The sequence below is a fragment of the Candidatus Microthrix subdominans genome (genome assembly GCA_016719385.1).
Lineage (GTDB): Bacteria > Actinomycetota > Acidimicrobiia > Acidimicrobiales > Microtrichaceae > Microthrix > Microthrix subdominans.
On the sequence record JADJZA010000010.1, the window covers coordinates 174,001 to 188,866 of the forward strand.

The 14,866-nt window shown below is 69.5% G+C and carries 12 protein-coding genes; 10 read left to right on the plus strand and 2 right to left on the minus strand.

Features of this window, described 5'->3' with window-relative positions:
- Nucleotides 1-3: 3 nt before the first annotated feature.
- The 4 genes from coaD (at nucleotide 4) to rpmF (ending at nucleotide 2,039) form a co-directional block, all read left to right on the plus strand.
- Nucleotides 4-504, plus strand: coding sequence for a pantetheine-phosphate adenylyltransferase (gene coaD / locus IPN02_18235; protein ID MBK9298725.1), 501 nt, complete (start codon nucleotides 4-6; stop codon nucleotides 502-504).
- The gene (locus tag IPN02_18240; GenBank protein MBK9298726.1) at nucleotides 501-1,226 is read left to right on the plus strand and encodes a hypothetical protein; all 726 of its coding nucleotides are present in this window, start codon (nucleotides 501-503) and stop codon (nucleotides 1,224-1,226) included. The genes coaD and IPN02_18240 overlap by 4 nt, the downstream gene beginning before the upstream one ends.
- Complete coding sequence (locus IPN02_18245; protein MBK9298727.1) at nucleotides 1,210-1,743, plus strand: DUF177 domain-containing protein; 534 nt, start codon at nucleotides 1,210-1,212, stop codon at nucleotides 1,741-1,743. The genes IPN02_18240 and IPN02_18245 overlap by 17 nt, the downstream gene beginning before the upstream one ends.
- Before the next feature lie 116 nt (nucleotides 1,744-1,859).
- Nucleotides 1,860-2,039 (plus strand): 50S ribosomal protein L32, encoded by a 180-nt coding sequence (gene rpmF / locus IPN02_18250; protein MBK9298728.1) that lies wholly within the window; start codon nucleotides 1,860-1,862, stop codon nucleotides 2,037-2,039.
- 375 nt (nucleotides 2,040-2,414) lie between these two features.
- On the opposite strand, the gene IPN02_18255 is transcribed toward rpmF, so the two are convergent.
- On the minus strand, nucleotides 2,415-4,907 hold the full coding sequence (locus IPN02_18255; GenBank protein MBK9298729.1) for a hypothetical protein: 2,493 nt from the start codon (nucleotides 4,905-4,907) through the stop codon (nucleotides 2,415-2,417).
- Nucleotides 4,908-5,087: 180 nt separating this feature from the next.
- On the opposite strand from IPN02_18255, the gene IPN02_18260 reads away from it, so the two are divergent.
- From IPN02_18260 to IPN02_18285, 6 genes are all read left to right on the plus strand, one after another.
- Nucleotides 5,088-5,921: a crotonase/enoyl-CoA hydratase family protein gene (locus IPN02_18260; protein MBK9298730.1), complete on the plus strand. Its 834-nt coding sequence runs from the start codon at nucleotides 5,088-5,090 to the stop codon at nucleotides 5,919-5,921.
- Nucleotides 5,922-6,046: 125 nt separating this feature from the next.
- Nucleotides 6,047-6,322, plus strand: coding sequence for an acyl carrier protein (locus tag IPN02_18265; protein ID MBK9298731.1), 276 nt, complete (start codon nucleotides 6,047-6,049; stop codon nucleotides 6,320-6,322).
- Between the two features lie 77 nt (nucleotides 6,323-6,399).
- Nucleotides 6,400-7,059 (plus strand): ribonuclease III, encoded by a 660-nt coding sequence (gene rnc, locus IPN02_18270; GenBank protein ID MBK9298732.1) that lies wholly within the window; start codon nucleotides 6,400-6,402, stop codon nucleotides 7,057-7,059.
- 149 nt (nucleotides 7,060-7,208) lie between these two features.
- The gene (locus IPN02_18275) at nucleotides 7,209-8,075 is read left to right on the plus strand and encodes a hypothetical protein (protein MBK9298733.1); all 867 of its coding nucleotides are present in this window, start codon (nucleotides 7,209-7,211) and stop codon (nucleotides 8,073-8,075) included.
- A 6-nt stretch (nucleotides 8,076-8,081) separates the two neighbouring features.
- Entirely contained in the window at nucleotides 8,082-11,555 is a 3,474-nt protein-coding gene (gene smc / locus IPN02_18280) for a chromosome segregation protein SMC (GenBank protein MBK9298734.1), read from the plus strand.
- A 106-nt stretch (nucleotides 11,556-11,661) separates the two neighbouring features.
- A complete protein-coding gene (locus tag IPN02_18285; protein ID MBK9298735.1) occupies nucleotides 11,662-13,626 on the plus strand; it encodes a hypothetical protein in 1,965 nt (654 codons plus the stop codon).
- Between the two features lie 83 nt (nucleotides 13,627-13,709).
- Here the strand turns inward: IPN02_18285 and IPN02_18290 are convergent, their stop codons facing one another.
- On the minus strand, nucleotides 13,710-14,639 hold the full coding sequence (locus tag IPN02_18290) for a DUF559 domain-containing protein (GenBank protein MBK9298736.1): 930 nt from the start codon (nucleotides 14,637-14,639) through the stop codon (nucleotides 13,710-13,712).
- Nucleotides 14,640-14,866: the final 227 nt, after the last annotated feature.

Below are 14,866 nucleotides of genomic sequence, written 5' to 3' on the forward strand. Positions count from 1 at the left end.
CGTGTGACCACGGTGCTCTATCCCGGCTCGTTCGATCCCATCCACAACGGACACGTGGAGATCGTCGAAACCGCCTCCCGCCTCTTCGACCGGGTGGTGGTCGCCACCCTGCACAACCCCCAGAAGCGGTCGGGGCTGTTCGACCTGGCCGAGCGAAGCAGGCTGATCGCGGCCAGCCTCGCCCATCTGGACAACGTCGAGGTGACCAGCTTCTCCAGCCTGGTGGTTGATCTGGCCAAGGAGGTGGAGGCCAGCTTCATCGTCAAGGGCCTGCGGGCGGTGTCGGACTTCGAGTCCGAACTGCAGATGGCCCAGACCAACACCACGATTTCCGGGGTGGATACCTTGTTCATCCCGTCGGCCAGTTCGCATTCGTTTCTGGCCTCCAAGCTGATCCGCGAGATCGCCCGCTTCGGCGGCGAGATCTCGGGGATGGTCCCCCCGGCGGTGGCGGACGCCTTGCACCAACGATTCACCGAATCGAACGAGGAGATTCACACATGAACGACGGCGTGAGCTTTGACGAGGGCTACCAGGACGACGATGCCTACGACACCCGCCCCCTGGCCTCGGGTGAGCACCGGCAGTACACGGCGAGCGACTACCTCGACGACGCGCCGGCCGACGACCTGAGCGTCGACTTCGCCGAGGAGCCGCTCGATACGGCGGGCTACACGATGCCCCGCACCGAGCAGCTGCTGCGCCGGGTGGTCGACCTGATCGAGGCCGCTCCCGGCCTGCCGATGTCGGCGTCGGTGCGCATCAACAAAGACGAGATCCTCGAGCTGCTCGACGACGGCGTGGCCCGCCTGCCCGACGAGCTGCGCGCCGCCCGATGGCTGTTGAAGGAGCGCGACGAGTTTCTCGCCAAGACCCGGCGGGACGGTGAGGAGATCATCTCCGACGCCAAGGCGAGGGTGGCCCACATGGTGCAGCGCACCGAGGTGGTGAAGGCGGCCGAGCAGCATGCTCGCAAGGTGACCGAGGACGCCGAGGCCGAAGCCCGGCGCATGCACCACGAGGTCGAGGACTACTGCGACCAGAAGCTGGCCAGCTTTGAGATCGTGCTGGAGCGCATCACCCGAGCGGTGGGCGCCGGACGCCAGAAGTTGTCGGCCACCTCCCTGGCAGAGGCGCAGCTGGCGCCTCAGGAAGAGGACTCGCTGTCGGAGGCACTGTTCTTCGACCAGGACGCCATGGATGCCGAACGTGAGTCGCAGCAGTAGCGGCCGCCCCGCCCATGGGCCGCTGCTGGTGCCGGTCGCCGAGCTGCGGCGGCGGGTCGGCAACGTCGACGAGGTTGAGGGGGCGGTGGCGCTCGACGGTGCGGAGGTGTTGGGCACCCGGCTGGCCGACGGGGCCGAAGCCACGGTTGCCCTGCGCCTGGAGGCCCTCTCGGACGCCGTGGTGATCACCGGCGAGGCCGAGGCCCCATGGGAGGGCGAGTGCCGTCGCTGCCTCGAGCCGGTCTCGGGGATGGCGATCGGCGACATCGATGAGGTGGCGCGGACGATGCCCCTCGATGGCGAGCTGGCGATCGAGGACGACCGCATCGACCTCACCGAGGCGGTGCGGGCCGCCGTGGTGCTCGCGTTGCCGATGGCACCGCTGTGCAGCGACGACTGCATGGGCCCAGACCCGGAGGCCTACCCGGTCACGGTCGAGGACGAGGACGCCGACGGCGAAGCACCTCCACCCGACCCCCGGTGGGCGGCCCTCTCGGAGCTCCACCCCGACGAGTGAACCGGGCGTTTGGGCCGCCGAGGTGCACGGCGGGACGGCGGGACGGTAACGTTGTCGGCTGGCCGTAGCCCGCACCCCCGCAATGGTGCCCGGCGCCCCCGACTGAAGGTGTTCCCATGGCTGTTCCCAAGCGCAAGACCTCCAAGGCGAAGAGCCGTACCCGTCGGGCGTCCAACTGGCGTCTCGAATCGGCCCCTCGCTCGCTGTGCGATCGCTGCAACACCCCAAAGCGGCCCCACACGGTGTGCTCCAACTGTGGTTGGTACCACGGTCGTCAGGCGATTGAAGTCAGCTGAACCTGTTCGGCCCGGCCCGCCTGCATCAGCGGCGGGAGTGTGATGCTCGGCCGAGGTTGTTCGGCCCGGCCACCGAGCTGGCTGGCCCGGTGAGCACCCAGATCTAGTTTGCGCTTGTGAGTACTTGCGGGCAGTCGGTCGGGCCGCGCATCTACATCCTGGCTGTCACAGGGCGTCGGTACCGTTGACCGCGTTGCAACGCTTTGTCGTGTTGATATCGATCGCGTTGCCCGGTCGGAGGCTCCGGAGGCCTCTTCGTGAGGTTCGGCTGACGACGGGAGACGCCCGATGACGATCACCAATGAGGACCGCTACGCTTTGCAGGAACGAGCCAACTCGGTCCTGGGAAGGGAGCACGCTGCCACCATGATGGAGCTACTTCCACCGGTCGGCTGGGCGGATGTCGCCACCAAAAGCGATCTCGATGCTCAGAGCGAGACCCTGACCCTCAAGCTGCGCCTCGAATGGGCCGCTGCGGAGCAACGGATTCGTGGCGACATGGCGTCGATGGAGATGGGTATCCGTGGCGATATGGCGTCGATGGAGAAGAACCTCCGCAGTGACATGGCGTCGATGCAACAGGGGCACAGCGGTGACATGGCGTCGATGGAGAACGCGATCGCCGAGCTTCGGGTCAGCTTCGAGGCCGGGCTCCGGCAGTTTCAGAACCGGATAGTGGTGATCGTCGTATCGTTGGTAGGCGCGCTCGCCGCCATTGTGGGTGCAATGGCGGCGTTCTTGGCGTAACCCGGGCTGCGCCGGTGGTCGGCGCCGCGCTGACGACCTACTTGAGGCCGACGGTGCGCGTCCGCGCGTCGAAGTTGAGGCCCAACGTGGCCGAGTCGGTGGCAAACTCGTGCGTGGTGTCCAGGTGGTCGACCGTGCCGAACGCCGACTCGTGGGCGGGTAGTCGGCCAGCGACACCTCAGTGCCTCCGACGGTGAAGGGTGCGGTCGAGCCGAACCCGAGAGGCCCGGCAGACGTTGAGTCGTAGCCGACGATGAAGCCGTCGCCGCTTCGGTCGACCGTCGGCTGGGAAGCCAGGATCGACTCCTTTCCAGTCACCTCGTCGAAGCGGTCCTGGGGTACGAACGCGTGGGTGAGGGGCTGGTAGCCGAACACGGTCCACAACAGCTCGTCGGTGCCCTCGTCCCACGCCGGTTGGTAGATGTGGATCGCCGCTCGCTCGTATTGGGCCGATCGGGGCATCGACGCCTCGCCGGTCCAGTAGCCGGGCCGGCCATCGTCGTCCCAGTCGGTGCTCTCGTCCCGGTCGGTTACCGGATGGTTGGTGAAGACAAGCGCGTCGGCATCGATGGCGGCCTGCCAGCTGTGAGCCTGGTCCCTCATCGCCCCGAAGCGGTGGTCCTGCACCGAGGCGAGCGACACGTCGTCGCCTCGCCACGCATAGGTGTTGGCCTCGGACAGGAAACCGAAGTTGACGATGTTGTGGTTCTGTTGGAGCCAGGGACGTATCCGATCGATGTCGCCACCGTTGAGGTCGACCAGCGCCTTCACCTGTTCGTGCAGGGGCACCTCGAACAGGTTGTAACGCTCGGCTTGGGCCACGCCGATGCCGGCCACCTGCCAGGTGCCCACAGCTCCCAGGCTCCACCAGCACGACAGGTTGGCCGCATCGTCGAAGTCGTAGCCGAAGGGCGCCTCGGGGTTTGTGGTCACCGGGGCGGCGTCGTCGACGAAGATGCCGTGCCGCTCGCGCACGACCCCGGGTGCCTCGGCGACCGCCATGTCGACGACGGCCCGGGGCGGACGGTAGGAGGTGGCGGCGCACAGGTAGGTGGTGCCGGTGTCGGTGTGATTCTGAAAGCCGAAGTCGGTGTCGTCGAAGAGGAACTTGGACACGCCGAACGTGGCCTCGTCCCGCGAGGTCATCTTGTCCTTCTTATAGGTGCGACCCCGCGGTGCGGTGTAGCTGCCGGCGTGGGTGTGGGCGGCCAGGTCGACGAGGCACAGGTCCAATGCCATGGCGGCTGCAACGGCGAGCTCCTCGTCCCCGCCCAGCTCGATCAGCGTGACCAGCGGGGTGATGTTCTTCAGCATGTACACGTTGGAGTGCCACTCGAAGAAGCCGAACCGGGCCCGTTCGTCGATCCACTTGAGAATCCCAGGCTTGGCGCGCTCGGAGTGCTCGGCGCCGGCCAGGCCGGTGATCGTGAAGGTCTCCTCCGACAGGTGCCGGCCGGCCAGGTACTCGATGACCAGCCCGATGATGATGTGGTTTTCCGACCAGTACCAGAGGTTGTCCACCCGGCTGTTCGGGTTGGGGTCGTCATAGCGATAGCGGTTGTCGACCAGCCGCTGCTCGATCGCCTCGATGACGTCCGGGGCGAGCGTGGTCATCCCGGCGTTGAACGATGCAGCATTCGCTGATGCAGTGTTGGAGGGTGGAGCCTTGGACGAGTCCCCGCCGTCGGTGCCGAGCCGGAGGAGCCACAGCAGATACATGAGGTCGAAGTCGCGGGTGTCCTCCCATCCGTCGATCTTGGTCCAGGTGTCCGCAAGCGAGTCGACGGTGACCGCCTCGACGTTCCAGCGGTAGTCGGGATCGCGTCGAGCCCGGATGAGGTGGCCCGCGACCCCGGTGGCGTTGCCGGCGTCGAACTCGGTGGTGGCGAAGGCCAGGTACTCGTCGACGCGCCGCTGGTAGACCGCCTCGTCGATCAGCCCGTCGTCGCCGGGTGCCGCTCCCGGTGTCGGCATGGATGCACAGCCTGCGCCGTCGTTGCACACATCGGGCAGCGGATCGCCGGAGGCGCTGTTGCTCTCGGTGGTGCACGACGTCATGGCCAGCGCCCCGGCCAGTCCGGCCGACCCGGCCAAAAAGAACCGACGGTTGCTGTTGACCACGTGAACTCCCCGATGCTCAGCGCCCCACTCCCACCGTCCATGCTGCGTCACGAGCCGGCGGGTGCCAGGCCGATGGTAGATCGGAAGGCGGCGCCGCGGCGCCGTGACCCAGAGAACCGTGACTCAGAGAACCGTGACCCAGAGAACCGTGACCCAGAGAACCGTGACACTGTGGACGCCATGGGCATAGCCACAGAGACCACCGGCCGGACCCTGGTGGTCACCATCGACCGCCCGAAGCGCCGCAACGCCGTCGACCGCACGACCGCCGACGAATTGCACCGGGCGTTTGTCGCCTTCGATGCTGACGGAGGCCTCGACGTGGCCGTGTTGACCGGTGCCGGCGGCAACTTCTGCGCCGGGGCCGACCTGCATGCGATCGGCACGGGCGACGGCAACCGGGTGTCCGACGACCCCGACGCACCGGCGCCGCTCGGCTGCACGCGGCTGCTGCTCGACAAGCCCGTGATCGCCGCAGTCGAGGGCTTCGCCGTCGCCGGCGGGCTCGAACTGGCGCTGTGGTGTGACCTGCGGGTGGCGGCCACCGACGCCACCTTCGGCGTGTACTGCCGCCGCTTCGGGGTGCCCCTGGTCGATGGCGGCACGGTGCGGTTGCCTCGTCTGATCGGCCAGAGCCGGGCGTCGGACATGATCCTCACCGGCCGGGGGATCTCCGGGGTGGAGGCGGGGGAGTGGGGCCTGGCCAACCGCACGTGCGCGCCGGGATCGGCGCTCGACGCCGCGCTCGAGCTGGCGGCGTCGATCGCCGAGTTTCCGCAGCAGTGCCTGCGCAACGATCGGCGTTCCAGCTACGAGCAGTGGGGCCTCGGCCTCGACGATGCGCTGGCCAACGAGACCCGGCTGGGGTTGGCGACGCTGCACAGCGGCGAGACCCTCGAGGGGGCCGCCCGATTTGTCGCCGGGGCTGGCAGGAGTGGAGCCGCAGTGCCTCCGACTCGGGAGCCAGGCCAGCCCGGTCTGGGCCCGGTCGAAACCGGTGACGGCCAACGGTAGTAAGGTCGCCCCTCCGATGAAGGGCCCGTTTACCCGGCGGGCCGTTCACAGGTACTCGTCACCACGGGCTCGTCACCGACCAGCCTGTCGACCAGATGGAGGCAGCGGTGCCCGCCGAGACACACATGGAACGCCAGTCGCTCGACCGTGACGCAGTGCTGCAACTCGTCAAGGAGCAGCTGGCCGACATCATGGAGTCCGATGTCGACGCGATCGGCGAGGATGACCGCTTCGCCGAGGACCTTCACACCGACAGCCTCGCCCTCGTCGAGTTGGTCGAGGTGCTCGAGGACGAGCTGGCCGAGCGTTCCTGCGCGGTGCTCTTCGACGACGAGGACCTGGTCGACCTGCTCACCGTGCGCGATGCCGTCGACTACGTCATGGCTCGGATGGGATCCTGAGCGCCGCCATCGCGCAGCGATCCCGCACCGTGGGCAGCCGTCGACCGAATCGTGATCAAAAGGGCGCAGCCCGAGCCTTGGCCCAGCGGCTGGGCCACGACTTTGCCAACGTTCAGCTGCTTCGTCTGGCTCTGGTGCACCGCTCGGCGTTCGCCGAGGAGCAGCTGGCCGAGTCGAACGAACGCCTGGAGTTTCTCGGCGACTCGGTGCTCGGGTTGGTCATCACCGATGCGCTGTATCGGCGCCGCAGCGAACAGGCCGAGGGTCGCCTGGCCCGTGCCCGGGCCGAGCTGGTCGACGAGACGACGCTGGCCGAAGCGGCCCGACGGATCGACGTGGGATCGGCGCTGCGGCTCGGGCGGGGCGAGGACACCAGCGGGGGACGGGACAAGGCCTCGATCCTCGCCGATGCCACCGAAGCCCTGATCGGAGCGGTGTACCTCGACGGTGGGTTCGAGGCGGCACGCCGGGTGGTGACAGGCCTCCTGGAGCCGGTCTTCGACCAACGCCTGGGGCTGGCCGATCCCAAATCCCACCTGCAGGAGTTGGCGGCGGCGCGAGGTCTCGGCGAGCCTCGCTACCACACCGAATCCTCCGGCCCCGACCACCGCAAGCAGTTCAGTACTACGGTCGAGGTCAGCGACAGGCGCTTCGGGCCCGGCACGGGGCACTCGAAACGACAGTCAGAACAGGCAGCGGCCGGCCTCGCACTCGGGGCCCTGGAGACACCGGAGTAGTGGTTGCGGTGGCGCGAGACGCCCAGTACCGCGAGTATCAGCACCCAGAACGCCAGCCGACAGATCAACACCTTCCATCCCAGGGCAAGCAGCCCCCGCTGACGGGGCACGAGCATCCTCCCAGGGCAACAGCGATGAACGGAGAGCCCATGGAATTACCCGAGTACGAAGTGATCCGGCGAGATCTCGAGCGTGAGGCGGGCGGCAAGAAGATCGCCTCGATCGCCGTCCACCGGCCCAAGCTGCTGGTGGAGACCACCGAGAAGGAGCTGACCGAAGGCACCGAAGGCATCAAGGTGTCCAACGTCGAACGGCTCGGGCCCTACCTCGTCTTCCGCTTGGCCGGCGGTCAGGCGATGACGATCCGCCTTGGCGCCGGCTCGTGGCTGCGCAAGGACATTCCGGAGAAGGCCAAGTCGAAGTCCCGCAAGACCGACTCGTCGCCGCCCCGGCCCGAGCCCGAGTCCGATCTGGTGATCTCGTTCACGCAGGGCAAACCGATCCGGCTCAACGATCCGGAGAAGACCTGCGAGGTGCGGTTGCTGGCCCAGGAGGACCTCACCACCCTGCCCGACGCCACCGCGCTGGGCATGGACGTCGTGGCGACCCCGGTGTCGTGGGTGTCGTTCGGCGATGCGCTGCTGCGCCGCAGCGGCAAGCTGAAGTCGATCCTGATGGACCAGACGTTCCTCGTCGGGATCGGACCGATCTACTCCGACGAGATCCTGTTCACCTCCGGCCTGCGCTTCGACCGGAACCCGGCGTCGCTGTCGGCCCAGGAGGTCCGCCGCCTGTACCGGGCGGTCGTCGAGACGATGCACGATGCGATCAAGTACGGCGGCACCGCCGTCGACGATCCGCCGTTCGAGGACCTGTCCGGCAAGACCGGCGGCTACGGCGAGTACCTGGCGGTGTACCGCAAGGACGGCCTGATGAGCCCGAGGGCCCGCGGACCGGTGGTGAAGCGCCGCTACGGCCACGGCTGGACGTTCTATTGCGAGCAGACCCAGGTCTAAGCACCGGTGTTCCTCAAGAGCCTGCAACTGAAAGGGTTCAAGTCCTTCGCTGACTCGACCACCCTGGTGATGGAGCCCGGCGTCACCGTCGTGGTCGGACCCAACGGTTCGGGCAAGTCCAACGTGGTCGATGCCATCGGCTGGGTGCTCGGTGCCCAAGCGCCGTCGGCGGTGCGCTCGGCCAAGATGGACGATGTGATCTTCGCCGGTGCGGACAACCGCTCGGCGCTGGGCCGGGCCGAGGTGTCGCTCACGATCGACAACTCGGCGGGCATGTTGCCGATCGAGTTCGCCGAGGTGACGATCAAGCGGGTGCTGTTTCGCTCCGGCGACAGCGAATACTCGATCAACGGCGCCACCTGTCGCCTGCTCGACATCCAGGATCTGCTGTCGGACAGCGGCGTGGGCCGCCAACAACACGTCATCATCAGCCAGGGCCAGATCGATGCGGTGCTCAACGCCAAGGCCGAGGATCGCCGGGCGATCATCGAGGAGGCGGCCGGGATCCTCAAGCACCGTCGCCGCAAGGAACGGGCCGAGCGCCGGTTGGCCTCGACCGAGGCCAACCTCACCCGGGTGAGCGACCTGCTGCGCGAGGTTCGCCGTCAGCTGCGACCGCTGGAGCGTCAGGCCGAAGCGGCCCGGCGTCACGGCGACCTCACCGCCGAGCTGTCGGCGCTGCGCATCCACCTGCTGGGCAAGCGCCTGGCCGGGTTGCGCCGCCAGCTGGCCGAGCGGGCCGCCGACGGTGCTGCCATGCGCACCGAGGATCAGCGGTTGCGGGCCGCCCTGGCCGACCTCGACGCCCGGGTGGTCGCCGCCGAAGCCGAACTGGCCGCCTCGGGCGAGGCCGACCACTCCGGCTGGTTGACCCGCTACGAGGCGCTGCGCGAGCGGGCGCGCGGCCAGGGCGCATTGCTGGCCGAGCGTCGCCGCAACCTGGAACGTGAGCGCGAGTCGTTCATCGACGAGGGCGTGATCGCTGCGCTCGAGGCCGAGGGCGCCCAGCTCGACCTGGACATCGCCGGCGTCGATACCGCCACCCACGCGTTGGAGGATGCCGACGACGAGTGGCGCCGCGCTGAGCAGGCGCTGTCGGTCGCCCGAGCCGACTTCGAGGCCACCTGGGGTGATGGGGTGCCCAAGCCGAGCGGCGACGCCGCCGGAGTGCGCGGTGAGTTGGCCGCGTTGGGCCGCGCCATCGACGCCCAGGAGCGCGATGCGCAGCGGCTGACCAGCCGGCGCGAGCAGTTGACCCAACGACGATTGCGCCTCGCCGAGGAGATCGCCACCGCCGAGGCCCAGCTGGCGCTGGGCGAGGCCGACCACGACGCCGCGGTTGTCGCCGCCGAGGCCGATCGGGACGCCGCTCGCAGCGCGCTGGCCAAGGCCGACGAGGCCGCCCGCGACGCCGCCAACGAGCGCGCCGGGTGGACGGCCCGTTCCAAGGCTCTGGCTCAGGCTCTCGATGCCGCCCGCAGCCGGGCCGGGGCCGAGCGCATCGCCCAGGTGGAGGGCTACATCGGCACGCTGCTCGACGTCATCGAGGTGGACGCCGGATGGGAGGCCGCCTTCGAGGCCGCCGCCGGCGACTCGCTCTCGTCGGTGGTGATGGCCGACCCCGCAGCGGCCCGCCGAGCGCTCGACGCCCTCAGCGCGGACGGTGGCGCCGGTGCGGTGCTCGCCCTCGGTGCGGCGCCCGGTGGCGACCATGATTCGGTGATCGCCACCACGTCGTCGGTGCGCTCCCACGTGCGGGCCGGCTCCCAAGCCGCAGGTCGAGGCGTGGACGCTCTGTTGGACGCCCTGCTCGGCGGGGCCGTGTGCGTCGACGGCGGTTGGCGCGTCGCCGCCGACGTGGCACTCGCGCACCCCGGCCGGGTGGTCGTCACCCGCGACGGCGACCGCTTCGGCGTCTCCGGCTGGCGGATCGGCACCTCGACCACCGAAGCGACCGGTGCTGCGCTCGAAGAGGCCGAAGGGCACGCCGAGCGGACCCAGGCGGTCGACGAGCAGGCCAAGGCGGCGCTGGTCGCCGCCAGGACCTCGGCGTCGGAGGCCGACGCTGTGCTGCGCGACGCCGAGCGGGCCCGCGACCGGGCCAAGGCTGCCCGCACGTCGGCCGAGCGCGAGGCCGAGCGGGCCACCGCAGCCGCAAGCGAGGCCGACGCCGAACTGGTACGCCTCGACGCGGAGGCGGCCGAGCTCGCCGAACGCTCGCAGGCCGACGCCGCCCGGCGACTCGAGCTGGAACGGGCGCTGCCTGCGCTGGAGGCCGAGGAGGCCCACCTGGCCGAACGCGAGCGGGCGATGGGCGAGGCCCGGGCCCGGCTGGACGAACGGGCCGGCGCCACCGCTGCGCTGCGCCGCGAGCTGGAAGTGCGGGCGGCGGGGGTGGAGGAGCGTCGCCGCATGCTGACCGACCGTCGAGTGTCGGTGCGCGACCGACTGGAGCGCAACCGCGCCGAGGCGGAGGCCGCCGCCGAGCGTCGCGTCGAGCTGGACGCACGGGCCGAGGCGACCGAACGCCTGGCCGTGTTCGTCGCCAAGCGGCTGGCGGTCGTCGAGACCGACCTGGTCGGCGTGCGCGAGGCCCGGCGCCAACAGAGCGAGCAGGCCCGGGCGGTGACCGGCGAGCTCGAGCGCTTGCGCTCCGAGCGAAGCTCCACCGAACGCTCGCTGAACGAGCTGGGCGAACGCCGCCACCAGGCCGAGGTGGCCGATGCGGAGCTGCGCCTGCGCCTCGAGACGCTGACCGAACAGGCCCGAACCGAACTGGACGTGGAGCCGGAGGTGGCCGAGGCCGCCCCCGCGCCCGAGCTGCCCGAGGGGATCAGCGGCGCCGAGCAGCTGCGGGTGCTCGAGCGCGAGCTGCGGCTGATGGGCCCGATCAACCCGCTGGCGGTGGCCGAGTTCGCCGAGCTGTCCGAGCGCCACGAGTTTCTCGGCGCCCAGTTGGAAGACGTGCGCTCGTCGCGCCGGGAGCTGTCCAAGATCATCAAGGCGGTCGACGACGAGATCGTGTCGGTGTTCGCCGCCGCCTATGCAGACGTGGCCGGGCACTTCGAGGCGCTGTTCTCCACCCTGTTCCCCGGCGGCGAGGGATCGCTGTCGCTCACCGATCCCCACGACCTGCTGAACACCGGCATCGAGCTGAAGGCCCGCCCGTCCGGCAAGAACGTGCGCAAGCTGTCGCTGTTGTCGGGCGGCGAGCGCTCGCTGACCGCGCTGGCCTACCTGTTCGCCGTGTTCCGCAGCCGGCCTTCGCCCTTCTACGTGATGGACGAGGTCGAGGCCGCACTCGACGACGTCAACCTGTTGCGGTTCCTCGACCTGATCGCCGAGTTCCGCGATGCGGCCCAGCTGATCATCGTCAGCCACCAGAAGCGCACGATGGAGGCGGCCGACGTGCTCTATGGCGTCACGATGGAACCGGGTGGATCGTCCAAGGTGCTCTCCGAGAAACGTTCCGCGAGCTAACGCGTTGGAGCGGCGGTCGTTGTCCTACGCCTTCCGACGGCGGGGCGGCGGGGGGGCCGCCGGGGGGGGGGGGGGCGGGGGGGGGGGGGGGGGGGGGCCGGGGGGGGTGGCCCCCGCCGACCAGCTCAACCTGCGGGATTCGCTTCCTGTCGTGTACGACAAGATGCGAACGGGGATTGCGCTGGCCCGGGGCACGCTGGCGCTGACCTGCGCTGCTTCGGTGCTGCTCGACCGACGTTACCGGCGCCGGCCCCGAGCCCACCTGGCGGTTGGTCTGGTGGTGGTGCAATGGCTGCACGACGATCTGGCACTGCGCTCCGGTCGGGAGGCGGCGCTGTGGCGGGTCCGTCGGCTGTCGCCGGTCCTGACGGCGCTCGCGCAGCTGAGCCTGCCCCACCTCCCTTCCGATCGAGAGGGCAGTGAGATCAACTGGTTCTACGGCGGCGGCGTGTGGGTGGCGCCCGCCGTCGCCCTCGCCGGGGGGCGCCACGCTCCACTCACTGCGTCGGTGTCCCAGTTCCCCTTGGTCTGGAGAGCGGTTCGGGATCCAGCGTTTCGCGCCTTCGCGGTGGGCATCCACCTCTCGATCGGGTTCCTGACGGTCACCGCCCGACTGCTCGGCGACTCGGGGGCACACGCCAACGCCATGTTCGATCGGGTCGCCGCCGAACGGCGTGATGCCGCCGGATCCGAGGCTGCCGCCGCCTCGATGCGGGAGGCCCTCGGTCCGGCGATCGACGAACTCGAAGCGCTGGAAGCGGTGTTGGTGGCCGAGCCCCGATCGCTGGTGTTGGAACGGTGCCGGCGGCTGGAGGAACGATCCCGACACCTGCAGCTCACGCGGGAGCTACGGGCAGGGCCCGTGCCGTCCTGGGATGATCGGGCGGCCCGCCGGGAGTTGAGGATCCGGATGCGGCGCGTCGCCGGTGTGGCCTACACCTCCAGCTTTGCGTGGTGCGTCCTGGCCAGCGTGGAGGGCGTTCGTCGAGGGCTCATCTCTCCGGCGCGGGCGGCCGCGTCCACCGGCCTGTTGTTTACTTTGGCCGGTTGGGGGATCCTCGACCGGGGGCCGATGCTTACCGGGGTCGGTACAGCGGCGACCCGCGGCCGCACGCTGCTGAGCGGCCTGCTGGGCGGCGTGATCTCCGCCGAGTTGCACCGCGGCGCGGCCACGCCCGGGTTCGACACCTCGGTGCGCGATCAGGTGCAGCTGCAATCGTCGGCCTTGGCGGCGTCCTCCAGGGATCTGGCGTGGGGGCAGCTGATCAGCACGGCTGTCGGCGGCTGGTACGAGTGGCGCAACCTGGCCCGAACCGAGCGGCCGGCCTACGCCGCCCTCATCCTCGGGTACTCCTGGGGGCTTCCTCAGTCCCTCCACCTGTTTCTCTCCGGCATATGGGAGGCGCAGCGCCAGAACGATCTCGCCCGACGCCATCAGGTCGAGTCGGCTGCCCGACGGGGAAGGGCACGGGGTGCCGAATGGGCGGCGCGCGCCAGCCACGACTACGTGGCCCAGTCGTTGCTGCACCTCCAGCAGCATCCCGACCTCGATCATGACGCTGCTTTGGCGGTCCTGGGCGACGCCCGCACGAAGCTGGAGCAGGCCCTCGCCCAAGGGACGGTGGAGTTCGCCAGCGACCTGACCGAGATGCTGGCTGAGTGCGTGCACGGCTACCGGGTGTTCGGGCTGGAGGCCAGGCTGGATGTCCGCTCGGAGGATGACTTGGCTCCGGCGGCGAACACGCTCGGTGAGGCCTCCGGCCAGGCCCTATTGCTGGCGCTCAACCAGGGCCTCGGCAACGTGCTGGCCCACTCCAGCGATCGGCACCCCACCGTCGAGGTCACCGTCAACCGGGGGAGCGCACAGCTGAGGTTGACCAATCGCACCGACACCCTCGCCGAGACAGATCCGGAGCCGGGCCTGGGACGGGGCGGCTACGGGTTGGCGGCGGTCGAGGCCGCCGTCGCCGAGCTGGGCGGACGTTGTGAGCTGGTCGTCGGCCGCGAGATGACCGTGTTTGCCGTCGACCTGCCCGTTGATGCTCCGATGACACCGACCGGCGACGGGTAGTCGAGAGATCGACCCGGATGCTCCGGCAGACGGACGCAATCGCCGACACCGGCTCACCGCCGACGCCGCCCGTTGTAGGAAGCTCATGCGCTCCGCTGCACGATGGCTTGGGCGAGCTTGCGCAGCGTGACGTCAAGCTCGTCGGCCACCATCTCCCAGGTCATCCGAAAAGTGGCGTACCCATGGCTGAGCGCGGCGGCGTCCCGGCGGGCATCGTTCTCCCGGTCACGCTGTCGTTCGTGCCACGAGCGGCTGTCGAGTTCGCCGATCAGCCGCTCCGCCACCCAGAGAAGATCGACCGTGGCACCCCACGGCATCGGCACCTGGCGTTCGGGCAGCACCATCCCGGACGACTTGATGCCCTCCCAGAAGAGCCGTTCCAGTGCGCTCGCAGATCCACCCGGTCGATGCCGGGCGGCCATGATGCGCCCCAATGCTGCTCGGCCGGTGGCGCCCCGGGAGGGCATGCCCGCCAGGAGTTGTTCCAGGGCCTCAAGCGAACTTCCGTTCTGGGCCAGTGTCATGTCGACCACCCGGTCGAGTTGCGCACCGTCGAGCACCGCGGCCAAGTCGACCAGCGTCTGGGTCACCGTGGTCACGCGCATACCGTGCAGGTAGAGCGAGCGCGGCTTGGTTGCTCGGCGGTGAACAACGATTTCGCCCGCCAGGGGTCCGCTGGAACCCCCGGTTGTCGAGATGTCAATCGGCAAGGTGAGAAGCCGCCGATGTTCCGATCTCGCTGACCACATCCCGGGCAGATCGTGAAGGAGCGCTGCCGTCCTATGGCTGAGGGCAGCCTGGGGCACCGCCAGGCTCGCCACCCTCGACCGGCCGACCAGGTCCTGCGGCGGCGGTCCGATCGCGACGACGTTGCGACCCAACGGCGTCCACCGGCCGGTCATGAGCCGGTACCGCAGCATGCCCGGGCTGAAACCCAGGCCACGCAGCTGATCCCGGGTGACCAGCCCATGCTGCTCGCCGGCCAATCTCGTCACCTCGGACTCGTCCGCCATCGTTGGACCATAAGCAGGCGCCGGTCGTGCCGTCTCCGGGGATCCCGACCCGGTTGGTGAGTCATCGGGCCGAACTCTGCCGCTAACGCGTCGTAGAGCGCGCGATAGCGGCAGAGTTCGCCAGGGTGCGGGTGCGGGTGCGGGTGCGGGTGCGGGGTGCGGGTGCCGCCGGATTGGCCGAGACCGCTCGGTTAAGGTCGCGGCATCGCACCACGAAGCATCGGCTT

Coding starts and splice junctions, on each gene's coding strand:
- rpmF (MBK9298728.1), top strand. CDS start 1,860: ATGGCTGTTCCCAAGCGCAAGACCTCCAAGGCGAAGAGCCGTACCCGT.
- IPN02_18290 (MBK9298736.1), bottom strand. CDS start 14,639: ATGGCGGACGAGTCCGAGGTGACGAGATTGGCCGGCGAGCAGCATGGG.
- IPN02_18275 (MBK9298733.1), top strand. CDS start 7,209: ATGGAATTACCCGAGTACGAAGTGATCCGGCGAGATCTCGAGCGTGAG.
- IPN02_18260 (MBK9298730.1), top strand. CDS start 5,088: ATGGGCATAGCCACAGAGACCACCGGCCGGACCCTGGTGGTCACCATC.
- IPN02_18265 (MBK9298731.1), top strand. CDS start 6,047: ATGGAACGCCAGTCGCTCGACCGTGACGCAGTGCTGCAACTCGTCAAG.
- IPN02_18240 (MBK9298726.1), top strand. CDS start 501: ATGAACGACGGCGTGAGCTTTGACGAGGGCTACCAGGACGACGATGCC.